Below are 17,426 nucleotides of genomic sequence, written 5' to 3'. Positions count from 1 at the left end.
CAGCCAATGGTTACAACTCAGTGACACGATGCAGAAAATGGAACAGATAATGGCTTCATTGCATATTTTGCAAGGCACGTTTCATCTTAGCGATACGCGGATACTGACGCTGAATCAGGTGGAACTGCAGCGAGGCGAAAGCTGGGCCTTTGTCGGTGCCAACGGCAGCGGTAAATCCTCACTGGCGCGCGCACTTTCAGGTGAACTGCCGCCGCTGGCGGGCTCCGTCAGCAGCGATTTCACAAGGCCAGTCCGTCTGTCGCTGGAGCAGTTACAGACGCTGGTGGCGCAGGAGTGGCAGCGCAACAACACCGACATGCTCAGCGAAGGTGAAGAGGATACCGGACTGACCGTGGCAGAGGTGATTCAGGCGGAAGTGCAGCAGCCGGAACGTTGCGAACAACTGGCACAGCAGTTCGGCATTGAATCGCTGTTGTCACGCCGCTTCAAATATCTCTCAACCGGCGAAACCCGCAAAACCCTGCTTTGCCAGGCCCTGATGAACCAGCCAGATTTGCTGATTTTAGATGAGCCGTTTGACGGACTGGATGTGGCGTCGCGTACCAGCCTGACCGACACGCTGCGCAATCTGCAGCATCCGGCATTTACGCTGGTGCTGGTGCTTAATCGCTTTGACGATATTCCTGATTTCGTTCAGCAGGTGGGTGTGCTGGCGGAGTGCACGCTCACTCACAGTGGCCCGCGCCAGACGATTTTAACGGAAGCGCTGGTGGCACAGCTGGCACACAGTGAACAGCTGATGGGTATGGCGCTGCCTGAGGCGGATGTGCCGGATCAGCTGCCTTCACTGGCGGATGATGCGCCGCGCGTTATCCTGCGCAACGGCACCGTCTCCTACAACGATAAGCCGGTGATTCAGGGGCTGAACTGGCAGGTTAACGCAGGCGAGCACTGGCAGATTATCGGTCCGAATGGCGCCGGGAAATCGACGCTGCTGAGTCTGGTAACCGGCGATCATCCGCAGGGCTACAGCAATGATCTCACCCTGTTTGGCCGTCGTCGCGGCAGTGGCGAAACCATCTGGGATATCAAACAGCATATTGGCTATGTCAGCAGCAGCCTGCACCTTGATTATCGGGTGAGCACCAATGTGCGGACGGTCATCCTGTCGGGCTTTTTCGACTCCATCGGTCTCTATCAGGCGGCGTCCGATCGGCAGAAAGCACTGTCACAACAGTGGCTGACACTGCTGGGAATGGATAACCGGCTGGGCGATGCACCGTTCCACTCGCTCTCATGGGGGCAACAGCGGCTGGTGCTGATTGCCCGCGCGCTGGTTAAGCATCCGACGCTGCTGATTCTGGATGAGCCACTCCAGGGACTCGACCCGATTAACCGTCAGCTGGTACGGCGCTTCGTCGATGTGCTGATTGGCGAAGGTCGCACGCAGCTGCTGTTTGTTTCGCATCATGCCGAAGATGCGCCCGCCTGCATCACGCATCGTCTGAGCTTTGTTCCCGATGATAGCGGCTACGCTTTTCAGCAGGGAACGCTGCGCTAAAGCGTTAACAACGCCCCCTCCACGAGATTGCTGACAAAGTCTGCCATACCCATTTGTGAGACCGAGTCTGCGAAGGCAACACGGTCAGATCGGAAAGTCGCTTAAACCATCCATGGCCGCTCGGCCCGCGCCCTCCATGGCGCGGGACGCTTTCCTCCTCTGCCCGTGTTCCCTGCGCTTTTAGCTAACGCGTTGCTGTCAGAGCAACCCTGATTGGGTTTGTCAGCAATCTGCAACGCCGCTATCGCGGCGTTTTAATGCACCTTTGTGTAAGCGCTACCATTCCTCCCCACCTTTCATCTTCTGAATACGCACACAACGCCACGAAATAAGAATATTCAGCTTGTGTAAACGATACCATTTATCCAAACTTGATCACGCTTTCGGGCGCGCTGATGTGCTACTTTTTACCGATACCTCTCTGGCTTTAGACGCTTACCAGGATCTCACATGGAAAAATTCAACCCGGTCGATCACCCGCATCGCCGTTACAATCCACTGATTGATCAATGGATTTTAGTTTCACCTCATCGGGCCAAGCGTCCGTGGCAGGGTGCGCAGGAAACGCCGGCGGTCAATACCTTACCGTCGCACGATCCGGACTGCTTCCTGTGTGCCGGAAATACCCGCATTACCGGTGACAAAAACCCGGATTATGCTGGCACGTACGTCTTTACCAATGACTTTGCTGCACTGATGACCGACACGCCTGACGCGCCCGAGAGCGACGATATCCTGATGCGCTGTGAAAGCGCACGCGGCACCAGTCGGGTCATCTGCTTCTCGCCCGATCACAGCAAAACGCTGCCGGAGATGTCACTGAGCGCGCTGGAAGAAGTGGTGCGCACCTGGCAGGCGCAGACCGCCGATCTGGGTCAGCACTATCCGTGGGTGCAGGTGTTTGAGAACAAAGGCGCGGCGATGGGCTGCTCTAACCCGCATCCGCACGGTCAGATCTGGGCTAACAGTTTCCTGCCGAATGAAGCACAGCGCGAAGATGATCATCAGCGCGACTATTTCGCTAAACATGGCTCGCCGATGCTGGTCGATTATCTGGCACGCGAGCAGCAGGATGGCAGCCGCACCGTGGTGGAAACCGAACACTGGCTGGCCGTCGTGCCGTGGTGGGCCGCCTGGCCGTTTGAAACCCTGCTGCTGCCGAAAGCGCACGTTAAACAGCTGACCGACCTTAGTGAAGCGCAGAGTGCCGATCTGGCGAAAGCCATCAAGCAGCTGACCAGCCGCTACGACAACCTGTTCCAGTGCTCCTTCCCCTACTCCATGGGCTGGCACGGCGCGCCGTTTAACGGCGAAGCCAACAATCACTGGCAACTGCATGCGCACTTTTATCCGCCGCTGCTGCGCTCAGCAACGGTACGTAAATTTATGGTTGGCTATGAAATGCTGGCCGAAACCCAACGCGATTTAACGGCGGAACAGGCGGCGGAACGTCTGCGTTCTGTCAGCGACGTTCACTTCCGTGAGGCACAACAATGCGCTTAAAAACCATCACGCAGCAGCTTTTCTCTGACACCTTCGGTTACGCCGCCACACATACCATTCAGGCGCCAGGCCGCGTTAACCTGATTGGCGAGCACACCGATTATAACGACGGCTTTGTGCTGCCGTGCGCCATCGATTATCAGACGGTTATCGCCTGCGCTCGCAGGGAAGATCGCCAGATTCGTGTGGTCGCTGCCGATTATGAAAACGCGCAGGACACCTTCTCGCTGGACGAAGAGATCGTCAGCGTACAGGAACCGATGTGGGCTAACTATGTGCGCGGCGTGGTGAAACATCTGCAGCAGCGTCATGCCGATTTCGGTGGCATCGATATGGTGATCAGCGGCAACGTGCCACAGGGCGCGGGCCTGAGCTCATCGGCGTCGCTGGAAGTGGCGGTCGGCACCGTGGTGCAGCAGCTTTATAACCTGCCACTGGATGGCGCGGCCATCGCGGTGAATGGTCAGGAAGCGGAAAACCAGTTCGTTGGCTGTAACTGCGGCATCATGGACCAGCTGATCTCCGCGCTGGGCCAGAAAGATCACGCCATGCTGCTCGACTGCCGCACGCTGGGCACGCGTCCGGTGTCGATGCCGGAAGATATCGCGGTGGTGATCATCAACTCCAACTTCCGTCGCACCCTGGTCGGCAGCGAATACAACACCCGCCGCGAACAGTGTGAAGCGGGCGCGCGTTTCTTCAACAGGAAGGCGCTGCGTGACGTTGAACTGGTTGAGTTTGAAGCGGCGCAGGCGCAGCTCGACCCGCAGGTGGCAAAACGCGTGCGTCACGTTCTGACCGAGAACGCCCGTACGCTGGAAGCAGCCGATGCGCTGACTCAGGGCGACCTGACGCGTATGGGCCAGCTGATGGCTGAATCGCACGCCTCGATGCGTGACGATTTCGAGATCACCGTGCCGCCGATCGATACGCTGGTTGAGATCGTGAAAGCGCAGATCGGTGAACGCGGCGGCGTGCGCATGACCGGCGGCGGCTTTGGTGGCTGCATCGTGGCACTGATGCCACGGGATCTCGTCGATCAGGTGAAAGCCGCCGTTGCTGAGCAGTATGAAGCCGCGACTGGCATCAAAGAAACCTTCTACGTCTGTAAAGCCTCTGAAGGAGCCGGCCAATGCTGAACGACGTCAATTCCCATGCACCTGACGGTCAGCCGTGGCGCATAACGGTGCTGCGCAATGCCAGTGGCATGCTGGCGACCTTTATGGACTGGGGCGCAACCTGGCTTTCTGCCCGCGTCCCGATGCAGGATGGCACCGTGCGTGAAGCGCTGCTTGGCTGCGCCACGCCCTCTGACTATCTGCATCAGGATGCCTATCTGGGTGCCACGGTGGGCCGTTACGCCAACCGCATCGCCGGAGCAAAGCTCAATAAGCTGAACCGACAGCTGGTTCCAAACCAGGGTGCCCATCAGCTGCATGGCGGACCGGAAGGCTTTGATAAACGCCGCTGGCAGATTGTCAGCCAGTCCGACAGCGAGGTGCATTACCGCATCGACTCGCCGGATGGCGATCAGGGCTATCCGGGCAATCTGATTGCCGACCTGCGCTATCAGCTGGATGATCAGAACTGCCTGAGCATCCGCTATGATGCACGCTGCGACCAGCCCTGCCCGGTCAATCTGACTAACCATGCCTACTTTAACCTTGATACGCATCATGGCGACGCACGCCAGCATCGCTTACAACTGCACGCCGACCAGTATCTGCCGGTCGACAGCGAGGGTATTCCGAATGCGCCGCTGAAAGCCGTCGCCGATACCAGTTTCGATTTCCGCAACGCCAAAGTCGTGGCGCAGGATTTTCTGACAGACGACGATCAGCGGGCGGTGAAGGGCTATGACCATGCGTTTCTGCTCAACAGCGCAGGTGACGATAGTCAGCCTGCAGCGGAACTCTGGTCGGAAGATGGCAGATTGCAGCTCAGCGTGACCACCTCGGCACCGGCACTGCAGTTCTACACCGGCAACTACCTGGCCGGCACGCGTGCCCGTGAGCAGGCGAGCTATACTGCATTCCAGGGCATTGCGCTGGAGAGCGAATTTTTACCGGATTCGCCTAATCATGCTGAGTGGCCTCAGCCGGATTGCTGGCTGCAGCCGGGAGATCGCTGGGAATCCGTGACGCGGTATCGCTTCACGCCACGCTGAGCCTCCGGCTGAAAAACGCGCAGTGCGTCACACACAGGCTTACGCGCTGCCCGCTTTTCCGTTATGGTATGGCGCAATCAGCTCGTGTTTCAGGCGGGCAGCAGCAGGTTTCCAATCTCACAGAAACATCACAGTATTAAGGAGTTAAGCTATGGCTGTAACTAAGCTGGTTCTGGTGCGACACGGCGAAAGCCAGTGGAACAACGAAAACCGCTTTACCGGTTGGTATGATGTTGACCTTTCTGAGAAAGGTCGTGGCGAAGCCAAATCAGCAGGCCAGCTGCTGAAGAAAGAGGGCTTTGTTTTTGATTTCGCTTACACCTCCGTACTGAAGCGTGCGATTCATACGCTGTGGAATGTGCTGGATGAGCTGGATCAGGCCTGGCTGCCGGTTGAGAAAACCTGGCGTCTGAACGAGCGTCACTACGGTGCGCTGCAGGGTCTGGACAAAGCGGAAACTGCGGCTAAATATGGCGACGAGCAGGTTAAGCAGTGGCGTCGCGGCTTTGCCGTTACCCCACCAGAGCTGGATCGTTCAGATGAGCGCTTCCCGGGCCATGACCCGCGTTACGCGAAACTGACCCCGGAGCAGTTGCCAACGACCGAAAGCCTGGCGCTGACCATCGACCGCGTTATCCCTTACTGGAACGACACCATTCTGCCGCGCATCAAAAGCGGTGAGAAAGTGATCATTGCCGCACACGGCAACTCACTGCGTGCGCTGGTGAAATATCTGGATAACCTGAGCGAAGATGAAATTCTCGAGCTGAACATTCCTACCGGCGTTCCACTGGTCTATGAGTTTGATGAAAACTTCAAACCGCTGAAACGCTACTACCTGGGCGACCAGGACGAGATTGCTGCGAAGGCAGCCGCCGTTGCGAATCAGGGTAAAGCGAAGTAATTTCTCGCTGAAAGGCAAAAAGGCCAGACAAAAGTCTGGCCTTTTTTATTGGGCTGCGCCGCCTGAAAAACAGCGCTTAGTGCTTAGCAGCACAGAGAATCAGGGCAGCCTTTGTCACTCGTCTCAATCAATCGCGGCGCTGTTTAACTGCTGCCGCCAGCTGACGCAGCACCTTGTCGGTATCTTCCCAGCCGATACAGGCGTCGGTGACGCTTTTGCCATAGACCAGCGGCTCGCCGCTCTCCAGGCTCTGATTGCCTTCCACCAGATGACTTTCAATCATTACACCGACAATTGCCTGCTCACCGTTGATCAGCTGCTGTGAAACATCATCTGCCACAACCATCTGACGCTGGAACTGCTTGCTGCTGTTGGCATGGCTGAAATCGATCATCACCTGCTGTGGCAGACCCGCTTTCGCCAGACCCGCTTTAACCTCAGCGACATGCTGTGCGCTATAGTTCGGCTCTTTGCCGCCGCGCAGGATGATGTGGCAGTCACCGTTGCCGCTGGTTTCCACAATCGCGGAGTGACCATACTTGGTTACTGACAGGAAACAGTGCGGTGAGCCCGCTGCGTTGATTGCATCAATCGCCACCCTGATGGTGCCATCGGTGCCGTTTTTAAAGCCAACCGGGCAGGAAAGACCGGATGCCAGCTCGCGGTGAACCTGAGATTCCGTAGTACGCGCACCAATCGCGCCCCAGCTCATCAGGTCTGCCACATACTGCGGGGTAATCATATCCAGAAACTCGCCCGCTGCCGGTAAGCCGCTGTCGTTGATCTCCAGCAACAGTTTACGCGCCAGACGCAGACCGTCGTTAAGCTGGTAACTGTTATCCATATACGGGTCATTAATCAGACCTTTCCAGCCCACTGTCGTGCGCGGCTTTTCAAAATAGACCCGCATGACCACTTCCAGCTCGCCTTTCAGCTCATCACGCAGTGCCAGCAGGCGGCTTGCATACTCTTTCGCCGCGTCAGTGTCATGAATTGAACAGGGTCCAATCACTACCAGCAGACGATCGTCCTTGCCCTGCAGGATCTGATGAATCGCCTGACGGGCCTGTGAAACGGTCTGTGCAGCACGATCGGTTGCCGGGAATTTTTCGAGCAGCGCAACAGGAGGTAGCAGCTCTTTAATCTCTTTGATGCGTAAATCATCGTTCTGGTAATTCATACTGATTCCATATTATTTCTTGCCCGGCGCCCGCCGGACACATCCTGCCCAATGTAGCCCGAAGCGCCAGGGGTGTAAATTCCTGCTGCGGCTTAAATGTGCGGGTCACATTTGCATTAATCAGGTTAGCGACTAAACTTTTTAATGGTAAGCACTGAGGAACGTCCCGCTTACCTTATTTAATTACCCTGTTTAAGCCAACTGGCGAATTTTATTTCGTCAGGGATTTCTTTACCCGAAATTGCACCTCTGGGCTTAAAGCCTCTTCATTTATTAACGGGAGCATAATGATGAAAAAGTTTGCCTTAATTTTTTTGACAGCAGCAATGACACTGAGCAGCGGTGCGGTACTGGCTGATGGCAACGCAAACCAGGCCGCGAATGCTGGTGCGGTTGCACCCGGCGCAAAACAAAATCTGCCACCGAATAATGTCGATAACAGCAAAATTAATAACACTGGTACCAATACTAATCCTGCAACGTCTGGCAGCACCACCAGCAATGGCAATATGTCTGCTAACGAAATTGACCAGAACAGCCAGTGTAAAGATGGCAAATGTCCGAACGTGAATAAAAAAGTTCAGACCAAAGTGGGCGGCGGTGACGTAAACACGAAAACCGACGGCACTTCACAGTAATTCTGTTTAGCCTGGAGAGCTGCGGCTCTCCGGGATTCTCTCCCTTCAGCCCCACTCTTACGCTATGCTAATCCTGTGAAATTAACAGGAAATCCTTCATGGCCGTTTTGCTTTTGATTGACGATCATCCACTGGTTGAAGTGGCACTTGAAGCTGCCCTGAGCCAGTCGCCCATACCCGTTAAGCTCCTCTCTGCCAGCAGTGAAAAAGCCGCCCGCGCCTTACTTCAGGAGCAACCGGACATTATTGTGCTGGATATCGGCCTGCCGGACAGCGACGGCCTGGAGTTCCTGCGTCGCCTGAAGATCCATCGTCCTGATTGCCCGGTCCTGATCTACTCCGCGCAGCAGACCCGCCACTATGTGCGTCGCGCTCAGGCGCTGGGGGCGGCCGGTTATGTGGTGAAAAGTCAGCGTATGGCGCAGCTGCTCAGCGCCATACTGGCGATCCTGGGTGGGCAGACCGCCTTTCCCGTGATGGACGACGAGCCTGAGCTGCCGCTGACCCGGAAGGAGCGTCAGATTCTGGCGCTGCTGGCCAGTGGGTTGTCCAATCTGCAAATCGCGGCTCAGCTGCACATCAGTAACAAAACGGTCAGTACCCATAAAAAGAGCATTCTGGAAAAAACCGGTGCCCGCTCAGTGGTGGAACTGGCTGATCTGTGGAAAGCCCAGCAGTGAGAATAATTCTGCTGATCCTGCTGTTTTGGTGCGGCACCGGTCTGGCTGAGGTACGTCCGGTGAGCAGCGTCAACCTGCCGATGATGCTGCCCGTGACCCATGCGGAAACCATGCAGGGCAGGATCCTGCGCGTCGGCCTGCTGGAAGAAAACCACGCGCCCTGGGCGATGCGTATCGGCAATGACCTCTATGGTATCAACGCCGACTATCTTTCCGCGCTGCGACAGCTGACCGGCGCGCAGTTCACCCTCAACCTTTACAGCGATCAGCCGCATCTGATGCAGGCGCTGGCCAGCGGCCAGATCGATTTTGCGCTGGGCATGTGGAGTGCCCCGCTGCCACCCGGCACCCTGAGCAGCGAAAACTGGTTCAGCAGTCCGCTGCGGGTTTATCGCAATCAGCAAAACCAGCGTGCCGTGATGTTTAACAGCCATAATGCCTCGCTTGCAATCAGCGACAGCACTCTGGCGCAGCTGCCATCTGCGCTGGCGGCCCGTCACAGCTGGCGACGCTACAGTAGCGATCTGCAGGCGCTCTATACCCTGCTTAATCAGCAGAATGACTATGTGGTGGCGGATGAAACCAGCGCCGGCTTTCTGCTGAGCCAGCTGCAACAGGGTCAGATTTATCAGATCGCCTCCCACATTGAGGCCGGCCAGCTTAACCTGCGCGCGGTGGCGCGCGATCCCCAGCTTATCAACTGGATAAATCAGAGCCTGCGTCAGCTGCCTGCAGAACTGATGAACACGCTACAGGCGCGCTGGAGCAGCAGTCTGCCACGCTATCAGGATACCCAGACTCTGATGCTCAGCCCCGCTGAGCGCGCCTGGATTGCCGATCATCCGCGTATAACCTACACCGCCGAACCGGACAACTATCCCTGGAGTTATCGCGATGCCAGCGGAACCGCCCGGGGCTATGGCGTGGATTTGCTGAAAGCGATTGCGCAGAGCACCGGAGTAGAGTTTGAGCCGGTGTGGGTCAGTAATCCCCGTCAGGCCAGCACGCTGATTCAGCAAAAGCAGGCAATGCTGCAGCTGATGCAGCCGCTGAATGGCGATGCGATGCAGAGCACGTCGCTGCCGGTGTGGCGCGCGCTGTGGGGCATCTACAGCGTCCAGTCTGATACGCTGGCGCACTGGCGCGACCTGCGCGGTAAGCGGATCGGCGTGTTGCAGGATGACCTGGCGCTGCGTCTGCTGCCTGCGGATCTGCAGCCACAGCCGTTTGCCGACCGTAATAGCCTCTATGACGCGCTGGCAAAGGGGCAGATCGACGCGCTGGTCGATAACGTGCTCTCCGCCCGCTGGCGTATCGCCAGCCGCGATGATGCCCGCATTCACCTCGCCTTTGCTGCCAGCGACATCGCCTGGCCGATTGCGCTGGGCGTCACGCCGGACCAGACAGTACTGCGTACCCTGCTGGATCGCGCGCTGCAGCAGATTCCGGCCGATACCCAAAGCCAGATGCGTGATAGCTGGTCAACGCCGCCGCAGCCCGGTAGCGTAAGGGTGATGCGTTCACTGCCGATGGTGGTGCTGGCAGTAGCCGGTGCAGCGATTGTGCTGCTGCTGTTGCTGCTGGCGCGCCGCTACTGGCAACAGCGCCGGGAACGTCAGCAGCGTGAACAGGCGGAACATGCCAATGCGATGAAAAGCCAGTTCCTGGCGACCGTCAGTCATGAACTGCGCACGCCGATGCAGGCTATCCTGGGGCTGCTGGAGCTGGAGAAGCAACAGCACAGCAGCCAGAATCTTTCGCTGCTGCACAGCAGCGCACAATCGCTACTGACCCTGCTGAATGACCTGCAGGATCATGCGCGTATTGAAAGCAACAGTTTTACCCTGGCACCCCGTCCGCTGGCGCTGGCGCAGTGGCTCAATCAACAGCAGCATTTTTATCATCCGCTGATGCGCGCTGACGGCCCGCGTCTGATCGTCGAGGCGCTGACGCCGCTGCCTGACACCGTGCTGATCGATGCCGACCGCCTGCAGCAGGTGGTCAATAACCTGATGACCAATGCGCTGAAATTTACCCGTCACGGCGCGATTCGTCTGACCCTGGTCGCAGAGCAGCAGCTGGTTCTGACGGTGAGCGACAGCGGCAGCGGGATTCCGCCGGAGGAACAGCAGAAGCTGTTTGATCCGTGGTATCAGGCGCCGTCCGGAAAATCCGTCTCGGTACAGGGCAGCGGGCTGGGACTGTTTATCTGCCGCGAAATGGTGTTGCGGATGGGCGGGGACATCCGGCTCACCTCTGAACCCGGTCACGGCACTCAGGTCACCGTAACGCTGCCGCTTGAGATCTGCGCGCCGCTAAGCCACGCGGATGAGATGTCCCTGCCCGGCTTTCCTCAGCTTAAGGTGGCGATTGTCGATGACCATCCAGCCAATCTGCTGGTGATGCAGCAGCAGCTGGCGCGCTTTGCGATTCAGGCTGACACCTTCGAACAGGGACGCGCGCTGCTGCAGGCCGACGCAAAGCAGCCTTATGATCTATTGTTTATCGACCAGATGATGCCGCGCCCTGACGGTACGCTGCTGCTGCGGATATTGCGTCGGCGTGACCGCCAGCGTGGACGTCAGGCGATGCGGGTGCTCTGCTCGGCTGACGCGCAGCTGCTGTCGTATCTGCCTCAGGAGGGCGAGCAGGTGCTGATTAAACCGGTGCAGTTAGCCGATCTCAGCGCGCTGCTGGCTGAGTGGCAGGAAGACCCACTGGCGTCGCTGGATGACAACCTGTGGCAGCTGGCGCAGCAGAATGACAAATTCCTCAGCCGTCTGAGCCAGACGCTGCACACTACGGTGACACAGGACCTGGCAGTGATGCGAGAGGCACACGAACGCGCAGACTGGACGCAGTTCGCCGAATCAGCACACCGGATGAAAGGAAGCTGCCTGCTGGCAGGGCTGGAGCATGGCGCGCAGCTCAGCCAGCAGCTGACGGAGCAGGTTAAACAGCATCAGGACACGTCTGAGACGTGGCCATTACTGATATTATTCGTAAACAGGTTACTGAAAAAACTGGAAACTTATGGCACATACCCACACTCATAGCGGGCAGGATAGTAATCGCACGCGTCTGGCGGCCGCCTTCGGGGTGACCGTCGTCTTCATGGTTGCTGAAGTGATTGGCGGCTGGATCTCAGGTTCACTGGCGCTGCTGGCGGATGCCGGGCATATGCTGACCGACGCCGCCGCGCTGCTGATGGCCTTGCTGGCGGTGCAGTTCTCGCGCCGTAAACCTAATGCACGTCACACCTTTGGCCTGTTGCGCCTGACTACGCTGGCCGCGTTTGTTAACGCCATCGCACTGCTGGGCATTACCGCGCTCATCGTCTGGGAAGCGGTGCGCCGCTTTGCCGACCCGCAGCCGGTCACGGGTGGCCTGATGCTGGGGATCGCAGCTGGCGGCCTGCTGGCGAATATTCTGTCGTTCTGGCTGCTGCATCACGGCAGCGGAGAGAAGAACCTCAACGTGCGTGCCGCCGCGCTGCATGTCATGGGTGACCTGCTGGGTTCGGTGGGCGCAATTGTGGCGGCGGTGATTATTCTGCTGACCGGCTGGACGCCTGTCGACCCGATTCTGTCACTACTGGTCTCACTGCTGGTGCTGCGCAGCGCCTGGGCGCTGCTGCGTGAAAGTCTGCAGGAGTTACTGGAAGGGGCACCGCATTCGCTGGATGTGAACAGGCTGATACGGGATCTGACGCTGAATATCGCCGAAGTGCGCAATGTTCACCATGTGCATCTGTGGCAGGTCGGCGAAAAGCCGCTGCTGACACTGCATGCGCAGGTGATCCCGCCTTACGATCACGATGCGCTGCTGCATCGTATTCACGACTACCTGCGCCAGAACTACCAGATTGAGCATGCGACGGTGCAGATGGAGTATCAGCCCTGCACCGGAGCCGAGTGTGAACTCGGCTTAAGCAGCGCGGCTGCCTCCGGCCATGATCACAGTCATTCTCACGACCATGATCATGACCCTGCTCACGCTAAAGGCGAAGCGCACACTCACTGAGCCGACAGCGCGCGGGAACCCTGTTGCCGCGCGCTGCGGATCCACATACGCGATCCATTCAGGGCAATCAGCGTCAGAATCACATACTCCAGCGACATCGCATACACGCCCTGACGGGCGAAAATCATTACGCTAATCACGTTGATGATGACCCACAGCAGCCAGTTCTCCACATATTTGCGCGTCATCAGCACCATCGCCGCAATCGACAACACCATCATGCAGGAATCCCAGAACGGGAAGGCATCCGGCTGCAACGCGGGCATCGCCACTGACAGGCCAATACCGTTCATCAGCGTCACCGCTGCACGGGTTAACAGCGCAAACACCGGGTCGATATAAAGGGTCATCAGCGCAATGGCGATCACACAACCCGTCGCCCAGGCCAGCGCTTTGGGCAGTGGCAGCCAGCGGATTTTCAGCTCGGCCTGATGATCGGCGGTCTGACGGCTCCAGGCGTACCAGCCATAGATATTGGCGGCAAAGAAGAAGAGCTGCAGCAGGAGGCTGGCATAGAGCTGGATCTGAAAGAAGATCACCGCAAACAGCGTCACGTTGATCAGACCGAACGGATAGTTGATGATTTTTTCCAGGCTGGCAAACCAGATACAGAGTAAGCCCGCCAGCGTGCCGATGGCCTCAATCCATGAGAGATCGTAGCCCCCGGCACCCAGAGGAATGTGAACCAGAATATTATGTGTGCTGAAAAAGTCCATGCTAAGCACCTGTCCGGGAACGCTCAGGCGTTTCCCTTCACGTTGAGTTTAAGTTCTGCTGCAAAGGATAGCATGCGATTTAGCGGCAGTAACGCCGCCTCTCGCAGCGTCTCATCCACCTGAATCTCATGTTCCGCGCCGCCCGTCTCCAGCGCCTCTGCGATGGCTTTAAGGCCGTTCATCGCCATCCACGGACAGTGTGCACAGCTGCGGCAGGTTGCGCCCTCACCCGCAGTCGGCGCTTCCAGCAACTCTTTATCCGGCACCATTTGCTGCATTTTGTAGAAGATGCCGCGATCGGTCGCCACAATCATCTGCGGATGTGGCAGGGATTTCGCCGCCTGAATCAGCTGACTGGTCGATCCGACCGCATCCGCCAGATCGACAATCGCCTGTGGCGACTCCGGGTGCACCAGCACTGCCGCGTCGGGATAGAGCGCTTTCATACGCTGCAGCGCCTGGGTTTTAAACTCGTCATGCACAATGCAGGCACCCTGCCAGCACAGCACATCCGCGCCTGATTTCCGGGTGACATAGCGACCCAGGTGACGATCCGGTGCCCAGATGATCTTTTCGCCCAGACTGTCGAGATGCTCAATCAGCTCAACCGCAATGCTGGAGGTTACTACCCAGTCGGCCCGCGCTTTGACCGCCGCTGAGGTGTTGGCATAGACCACGACGGTGCGATCGGGATGGGCATCACAGAAGGCGTTAAACTCTTCAATCGGGCAGCCGAGATCCAGCGAGCACTCCGCCTGTAGCGTCGGCATCAGCACGGTTTTCTCCGGGCTGAGGATTTTGGCCGTTTCGCCCATAAAGCGCACGCCCGCTACCAGCAGCGTGTTGGCCGGGTGATGACTGCCGAAACGCGCCATCTCCAGCGAGTCGGAAACGCAGCCGCCGGTCTCTTCCGCCAGCGCCTGGATTTCCGGATCGGTGTAGTAGTGCGCCACCATCACCGCATTACGCGTCTTCAGCAGCGCTTTGATTTTCTCACGGTAAAACGCCTTCTCGTCGTCACTCAGACGAGCAGGTTTAGGCGGAAAAGGGTAAATGGTGCTTTCAGGATCGAACATCACACTCATGACACAGCTCTCGTTTTATCTAATTAACGAAAAATCGCCAGTAAAGGCGAATAATGGCGTTCAATCCGCCATCTTGTTTTATATGCTAAACAAGATAGCGGAAAAGCCAGACTGTGTCGTGGGATTTTTAGTCCGCCTGTATCACTAACTGAATCGGCTCTGGAGCCGCTTTATCGGGAAGCGACAGCGGCGCTTCCAGCGCCAGCAGGAAGGCTTTGATATCCAGCCCGCCTGCAAAGCCGGTCAGCTTGCCGTTAGCACCGATCACGCGGTGACATGGCGCAACAATGGAGAGTGGATTACGCCCATTGGCCGCGCCGACCGCCCTTACTGCCAGCGGATGACCGATCTCTCTGGCAATCTGGCTGTAGCTGCGCGTTTCACCAAACGGAATCGCCACCAGCGCCTGCCAGACTTTTTTCTGAAAGTCGGTGCCGACCATGTCGAGCGGCAATTCAAAACAGCGACGCTCACCAGTAAAGTATTCGCTGAGCTGACGCTCAGTTTCGATCAGAATGGGATGATCGTCATTGCGCGTCTGCGGCAAAAATCGGGTGCGCTTCGGATCGTCGTTTTCCCATAAAATGCCCGCCAGGCCACTGTCGCTGGCGACCAGTTTCAGTTCACCTACCGGGGTAGCTATCGGTTTGAAGTAGTACATGGTGATTCTCCCGTCACGGTTCCGTCATCCAGTATCGCACTTTTTTTCCCCCTGACTGGCTGTTTCCGGTCATGGCGTTAAACTGTTTTGCTGTCCGAAAACAGCCAGTCTGACGGATCCAGCCGGTATAGGCTGTACCTATTTGCCGGAGAAATGCCATGCTCGATCCCGAAATTGCCTATCAGGCGCTGACCTCTCGTGATACCCGCTTTGACGGCGTTTTCTTTGTGGGCGTGACGTCAACCGGTATCTATTGCCGCCCGGTCTGCCCGGTTAAAGCGCCTATGCAAAAGAACTGCCTTTTCTTCAGCAGCGCCGAAGCGGCGGAAAAAGCGCGCTTTCGCCCCTGCCTGCGCTGTCGGCCAGAACTGGCACCCGGCAATGCGCCGGTTGATCAGCCGCATCGCGTGGCGGAGCGGCTTATTCAGCGTATCGAGGAAGGCATGCTGGAGGAGCGCGAAGGCCTGGAAGCGATTGCTGCGGAATTCGGCCTCAGCCTGCGTCAGCTGCGCCGTATCGTGCAGCATGAACTCGGCGTTTCGCCGCTGGAGCTGAAGCAGACGCGGCGAATGCTGCTGGCAAAACAGCTGCTGACAGAAACACAGCTGCCGGTCACGGAGGTCGCCTACGCCAGCGGTTTCAGCAGCCTTCGTCGGTTTAATGATGTGTTCCAGGCGCGCTACCGCATGACGCCGAGCGCGCTGCGCCGGGATGATACCGGCACTAAGCGTGCGCAGCCCGGCGACCGCGTGACGCTGCGGCTGACCTATCGCCCCCCCTATGACTGGGCGGCGATGCTCTGGTTTTTGCAGACGCACCTGATGAAGGAGGTCGAAGCGGTGGAAGATGGCAGCTGGCGACGCACCGTGGCGCTGGGCCGCTGCCGGGGCTGGGTCAGCGTTTCCCATCTGCCGCAGAAGAACGCATTGCAGGTGACGCTCTCAACATCCCTGACGCCGGTACTGCCTCTGCTGCTGCGTCGTCTGCGTGACCTGTTCGATCTCGACGCCCAGCCGCAGCGTATCGCCGCCTGCCTGGCCCAGGATCCACTGCTGGCGCCCAGCCTGATCGCACATCCCGGTCTGCGCGTGCCTGGCGCATTCGACGCCTTTGAGCTGGGCGTACGCGCCATTATCGGCCAGCAGGTGACGGTCAAAGCGGCCACCACGGTCAGCAGCCGTTTTGCCGCCGCCTTCGGTGAACCCTGCGAGACGCCTTTTGCCGATCTTACCCGTTATACCGCCCTTCCTGAACGTATCGCCGGACTGACGGTGGACGATGTCGCACCGATGGGCATTGTCAGCGCCGCGCGCTCCCGCGCCATCATCGCCTTTGCCAGCGCCTGCGCCAGCGGCGATCTGCGTCTCAGCGCCGCTCAGCAGCCTGACGAGGTGATAAAAAAGCTGGTCGGCCTGCCGGGCATTGGTCCCTGGACGGCGCATTATATCGCGATGCGCGCCCTGCGCTGGCCGGATGCCTTTCCCAAGGAAGATATTGCCATCCGTAATAATCTGGGCGGCATGTCATCCAGAGAGGCGGAAGCGCGTTCGCAATCCTGGCGCCCCTGGCGCAGCTATGCGGTGATGCATATCTGGGAGAGCCTGGCAGTGGCGAAGGTGAACAAAAAGGCGTGACGGCGGGTGTGGGGATTCAGGTTGGCACCTTGCCCCGCATAGTGGATATCGCAGAAATGATGAAAGCGGCGTAAAACTCTTTCAAATCGCAGAGGAACCCAAATCACGTTAAATCTTCCAGTAACACAGAAGCAAAACGAGCAGTGAACAGGGTTATCGCCTGTAGCGCTTTTAGACGGCTGAGAAAGCCAAGTCAAGCTATCTCACAGCAACACAGAAGCTCAACGCACAGGGAACAGGGTCAGAGGAGGAAAGCGTCCCGCGCCAGGACGGCGCGGGCCGAGCGTGTCATGGACGACGGCTTTTGCGTCTTTCCGATCTGACCCTGTTACCTGGGCTGGCTCCATCTCACAGCGATCCCGGAAAGACTCAAAATTATGAGACGTTTTGTAGTTATTCAGTCGAACGCGCGCGGTAAAGTCCGCAACCCGGAAACGAAAAAAGCGCCTCAAAGGCGCTTCTTTCTTAATTGGTGGGTCGTGCAGGATTGCCTCGGCCCTTCCAGGGCCTCGCCCTCCGGGTGATGCTGACGCATCAGCCTGAATCATCTGGCGATTCAGTCGAACCTGCTGCAGGTTCTCACCCTGCGCGGTAAAGTCCGCAACCCGGAAACGAAAAAAGCGCCTCAAAGGCGCTTCTTTCTTAATTGGTGGGTCGTGCAGGATTGCCTCGGCCCTTCCAGGGCCTCGCCCTCCGGGTGATGCTGACGCATC

At 58.0% G+C, this 17,426-nt stretch carries 14 protein-coding genes and 1 other RNA gene; 10 read left to right on the top strand and 5 right to left on the bottom strand.

The annotated features are described in order from the left end of the window. Nucleotides 1–49: 49 nt before the first annotated feature. The 5 genes from modF to gpmA all read left to right on the top strand — a co-directional run bounded on the left by modF (nt 50) and on the right by gpmA (nt 6,096). Nucleotides 50–1,522, top strand: coding sequence for a molybdate ABC transporter ATP-binding protein ModF (gene modF, locus QSK07_RS09835; RefSeq protein ID WP_285720821.1), 1,473 nt, complete (start codon nt 50–52; stop codon nt 1,520–1,522). A 450-nt stretch (nt 1,523–1,972) separates the two neighbouring features. Beyond that, the gene (gene galT, locus QSK07_RS09830) at nt 1,973–3,025 is read left to right on the top strand and encodes a galactose-1-phosphate uridylyltransferase (RefSeq protein WP_285720822.1); all 1,053 of its coding nucleotides are present in this window, start codon (nt 1,973–1,975) and stop codon (nt 3,023–3,025) included. Next, entirely contained in the window at nt 3,016–4,164 is a 1,149-nt protein-coding gene (gene galK, locus QSK07_RS09825) for a galactokinase (protein ID WP_098051181.1), read from the top strand. The genes galT and galK overlap by 10 nt, the downstream gene beginning before the upstream one ends. After that, entirely contained in the window at nt 4,158–5,192 is a 1,035-nt protein-coding gene (galM, locus tag QSK07_RS09820) for a galactose-1-epimerase (protein ID WP_285720823.1), read from the top strand. Before galK ends, galM begins: the two co-directional genes overlap by 7 nt. Nucleotides 5,193–5,343: 151 nt before the next feature. After that, nucleotides 5,344–6,096: a 2,3-diphosphoglycerate-dependent phosphoglycerate mutase gene (gene gpmA / locus QSK07_RS09815; protein WP_003851893.1), complete on the top strand. Its 753-nt coding sequence runs from the start codon at nt 5,344–5,346 to the stop codon at nt 6,094–6,096. A gap of 127 nt (nt 6,097–6,223) precedes the next feature. On the opposite strand, the gene aroG is transcribed toward gpmA, so the two are convergent. Continuing rightward, the gene (gene aroG / locus QSK07_RS09810; protein ID WP_285720824.1) at nt 6,224–7,276 is read right to left on the bottom strand and encodes a 3-deoxy-7-phosphoheptulonate synthase AroG; all 1,053 of its coding nucleotides are present in this window, start codon (nt 7,274–7,276) and stop codon (nt 6,224–6,226) included. A gap of 287 nt (nt 7,277–7,563) precedes the next feature. Between aroG and QSK07_RS09805 the strand changes: the two genes are divergently transcribed. The 4 genes from QSK07_RS09805 to zitB all read left to right on the top strand — a co-directional run bounded on the left by QSK07_RS09805 (nt 7,564) and on the right by zitB (nt 12,617). Next, nucleotides 7,564–7,914 carry a YbgS-like family protein gene (locus tag QSK07_RS09805; protein ID WP_285720825.1) on the top strand — a complete coding sequence of 117 codons (351 nt, stop codon included), beginning with the start codon at nt 7,564–7,566 and terminating at the stop codon, nt 7,912–7,914. 98 nt (nt 7,915–8,012) lie between these two features. Then, nucleotides 8,013–8,594, top strand: coding sequence for a response regulator transcription factor (locus QSK07_RS09800; RefSeq protein ID WP_098051186.1), 582 nt, complete (start codon nt 8,013–8,015; stop codon nt 8,592–8,594). Further along, on the top strand, nt 8,576–11,650 hold the full coding sequence (locus QSK07_RS09795) for a hybrid sensor histidine kinase/response regulator (RefSeq protein ID WP_285720826.1): 3,075 nt from the start codon (nt 8,576–8,578) through the stop codon (nt 11,648–11,650). Before QSK07_RS09800 ends, QSK07_RS09795 begins: the two co-directional genes overlap by 19 nt. Then, nucleotides 11,628–12,617 carry a CDF family zinc transporter ZitB gene (gene zitB / locus QSK07_RS09790; RefSeq protein WP_275219876.1) on the top strand — a complete coding sequence of 330 codons (990 nt, stop codon included), beginning with the start codon at nt 11,628–11,630 and terminating at the stop codon, nt 12,615–12,617. The genes QSK07_RS09795 and zitB overlap by 23 nt, the downstream gene beginning before the upstream one ends. Here zitB and pnuC read toward each other — a convergent pair. The 3 genes from pnuC to QSK07_RS09775 all read right to left on the bottom strand — a co-directional run bounded on the left by pnuC (nt 12,611) and on the right by QSK07_RS09775 (nt 15,079). Next, nucleotides 12,611–13,333: a nicotinamide riboside transporter PnuC gene (pnuC, locus tag QSK07_RS09785; protein WP_285720827.1), complete on the bottom strand. Its 723-nt coding sequence runs from the start codon at nt 13,331–13,333 to the stop codon at nt 12,611–12,613. The genes zitB and pnuC overlap by 7 nt on opposite strands. A gap of 23 nt (nt 13,334–13,356) precedes the next feature. Next, nucleotides 13,357–14,418, bottom strand: coding sequence for a quinolinate synthase NadA (gene nadA / locus QSK07_RS09780; RefSeq protein WP_098051189.1), 1,062 nt, complete (start codon nt 14,416–14,418; stop codon nt 13,357–13,359). 127 nt (nt 14,419–14,545) lie between these two features. Continuing rightward, the gene (locus QSK07_RS09775; RefSeq protein WP_098051190.1) at nt 14,546–15,079 is read right to left on the bottom strand and encodes a methylated-DNA--[protein]-cysteine S-methyltransferase; all 534 of its coding nucleotides are present in this window, start codon (nt 15,077–15,079) and stop codon (nt 14,546–14,548) included. Nucleotides 15,080–15,237: 158 nt separating this feature from the next. On the opposite strand from QSK07_RS09775, the gene QSK07_RS09770 reads away from it, so the two are divergent. Continuing rightward, nucleotides 15,238–16,713, top strand: coding sequence for an AlkA N-terminal domain-containing protein (locus QSK07_RS09770; protein ID WP_285720828.1), 1,476 nt, complete (start codon nt 15,238–15,240; stop codon nt 16,711–16,713). A 470-nt stretch (nt 16,714–17,183) separates the two neighbouring features. Here the strand turns inward: QSK07_RS09770 and QSK07_RS09765 are convergent. Next, nucleotides 17,184–17,317: non-coding RNA, RtT sRNA (locus tag QSK07_RS09765), on the bottom strand. Nucleotides 17,318–17,426: the final 109 nt, after the last annotated feature.

Source organism: Pantoea sp. QMID4 (assembly GCF_030270445.1).
GTDB classification, from domain to species: domain Bacteria; phylum Pseudomonadota; class Gammaproteobacteria; order Enterobacterales; family Enterobacteriaceae; genus Pantoea; species Pantoea vagans.
This window is presented reverse-complemented; position numbering and strand designations above follow the sequence as displayed.

What these genes read in the sequence shown, in the direction of transcription:
- gpmA (WP_003851893.1), top strand. Translation starts at nt 5,344, where the DNA reads ATGGCTGTAACTAAGCTGGTTCTGGTGCGACACGGCGAAAGCCAGTGG.
- QSK07_RS09805 (WP_285720825.1), top strand. Translation starts at nt 7,564, where the DNA reads ATGATGAAAAAGTTTGCCTTAATTTTTTTGACAGCAGCAATGACACTG.
- zitB (WP_275219876.1), top strand. Translation starts at nt 11,628, where the DNA reads ATGGCACATACCCACACTCATAGCGGGCAGGATAGTAATCGCACGCGT.
- modF (WP_285720821.1), top strand. Translation starts at nt 50, where the DNA reads ATGGCTTCATTGCATATTTTGCAAGGCACGTTTCATCTTAGCGATACG.
- pnuC (WP_285720827.1), bottom strand. Translation starts at nt 13,333, where the DNA reads ATGGACTTTTTCAGCACACATAATATTCTGGTTCACATTCCTCTGGGT.
- QSK07_RS09775 (WP_098051190.1), bottom strand. Translation starts at nt 15,079, where the DNA reads ATGTACTACTTCAAACCGATAGCTACCCCGGTAGGTGAACTGAAACTG.
- galK (WP_098051181.1), top strand. Translation starts at nt 3,016, where the DNA reads ATGCGCTTAAAAACCATCACGCAGCAGCTTTTCTCTGACACCTTCGGT.
- galM (WP_285720823.1), top strand. Translation starts at nt 4,158, where the DNA reads ATGCTGAACGACGTCAATTCCCATGCACCTGACGGTCAGCCGTGGCGC.
- QSK07_RS09770 (WP_285720828.1), top strand. Translation starts at nt 15,238, where the DNA reads ATGCTCGATCCCGAAATTGCCTATCAGGCGCTGACCTCTCGTGATACC.
- galT (WP_285720822.1), top strand. Translation starts at nt 1,973, where the DNA reads ATGGAAAAATTCAACCCGGTCGATCACCCGCATCGCCGTTACAATCCA.
- QSK07_RS09800 (WP_098051186.1), top strand. Translation starts at nt 8,013, where the DNA reads ATGGCCGTTTTGCTTTTGATTGACGATCATCCACTGGTTGAAGTGGCA.
- nadA (WP_098051189.1), bottom strand. Translation starts at nt 14,418, where the DNA reads ATGAGTGTGATGTTCGATCCTGAAAGCACCATTTACCCTTTTCCGCCT.
- aroG (WP_285720824.1), bottom strand. Translation starts at nt 7,276, where the DNA reads ATGAATTACCAGAACGATGATTTACGCATCAAAGAGATTAAAGAGCTG.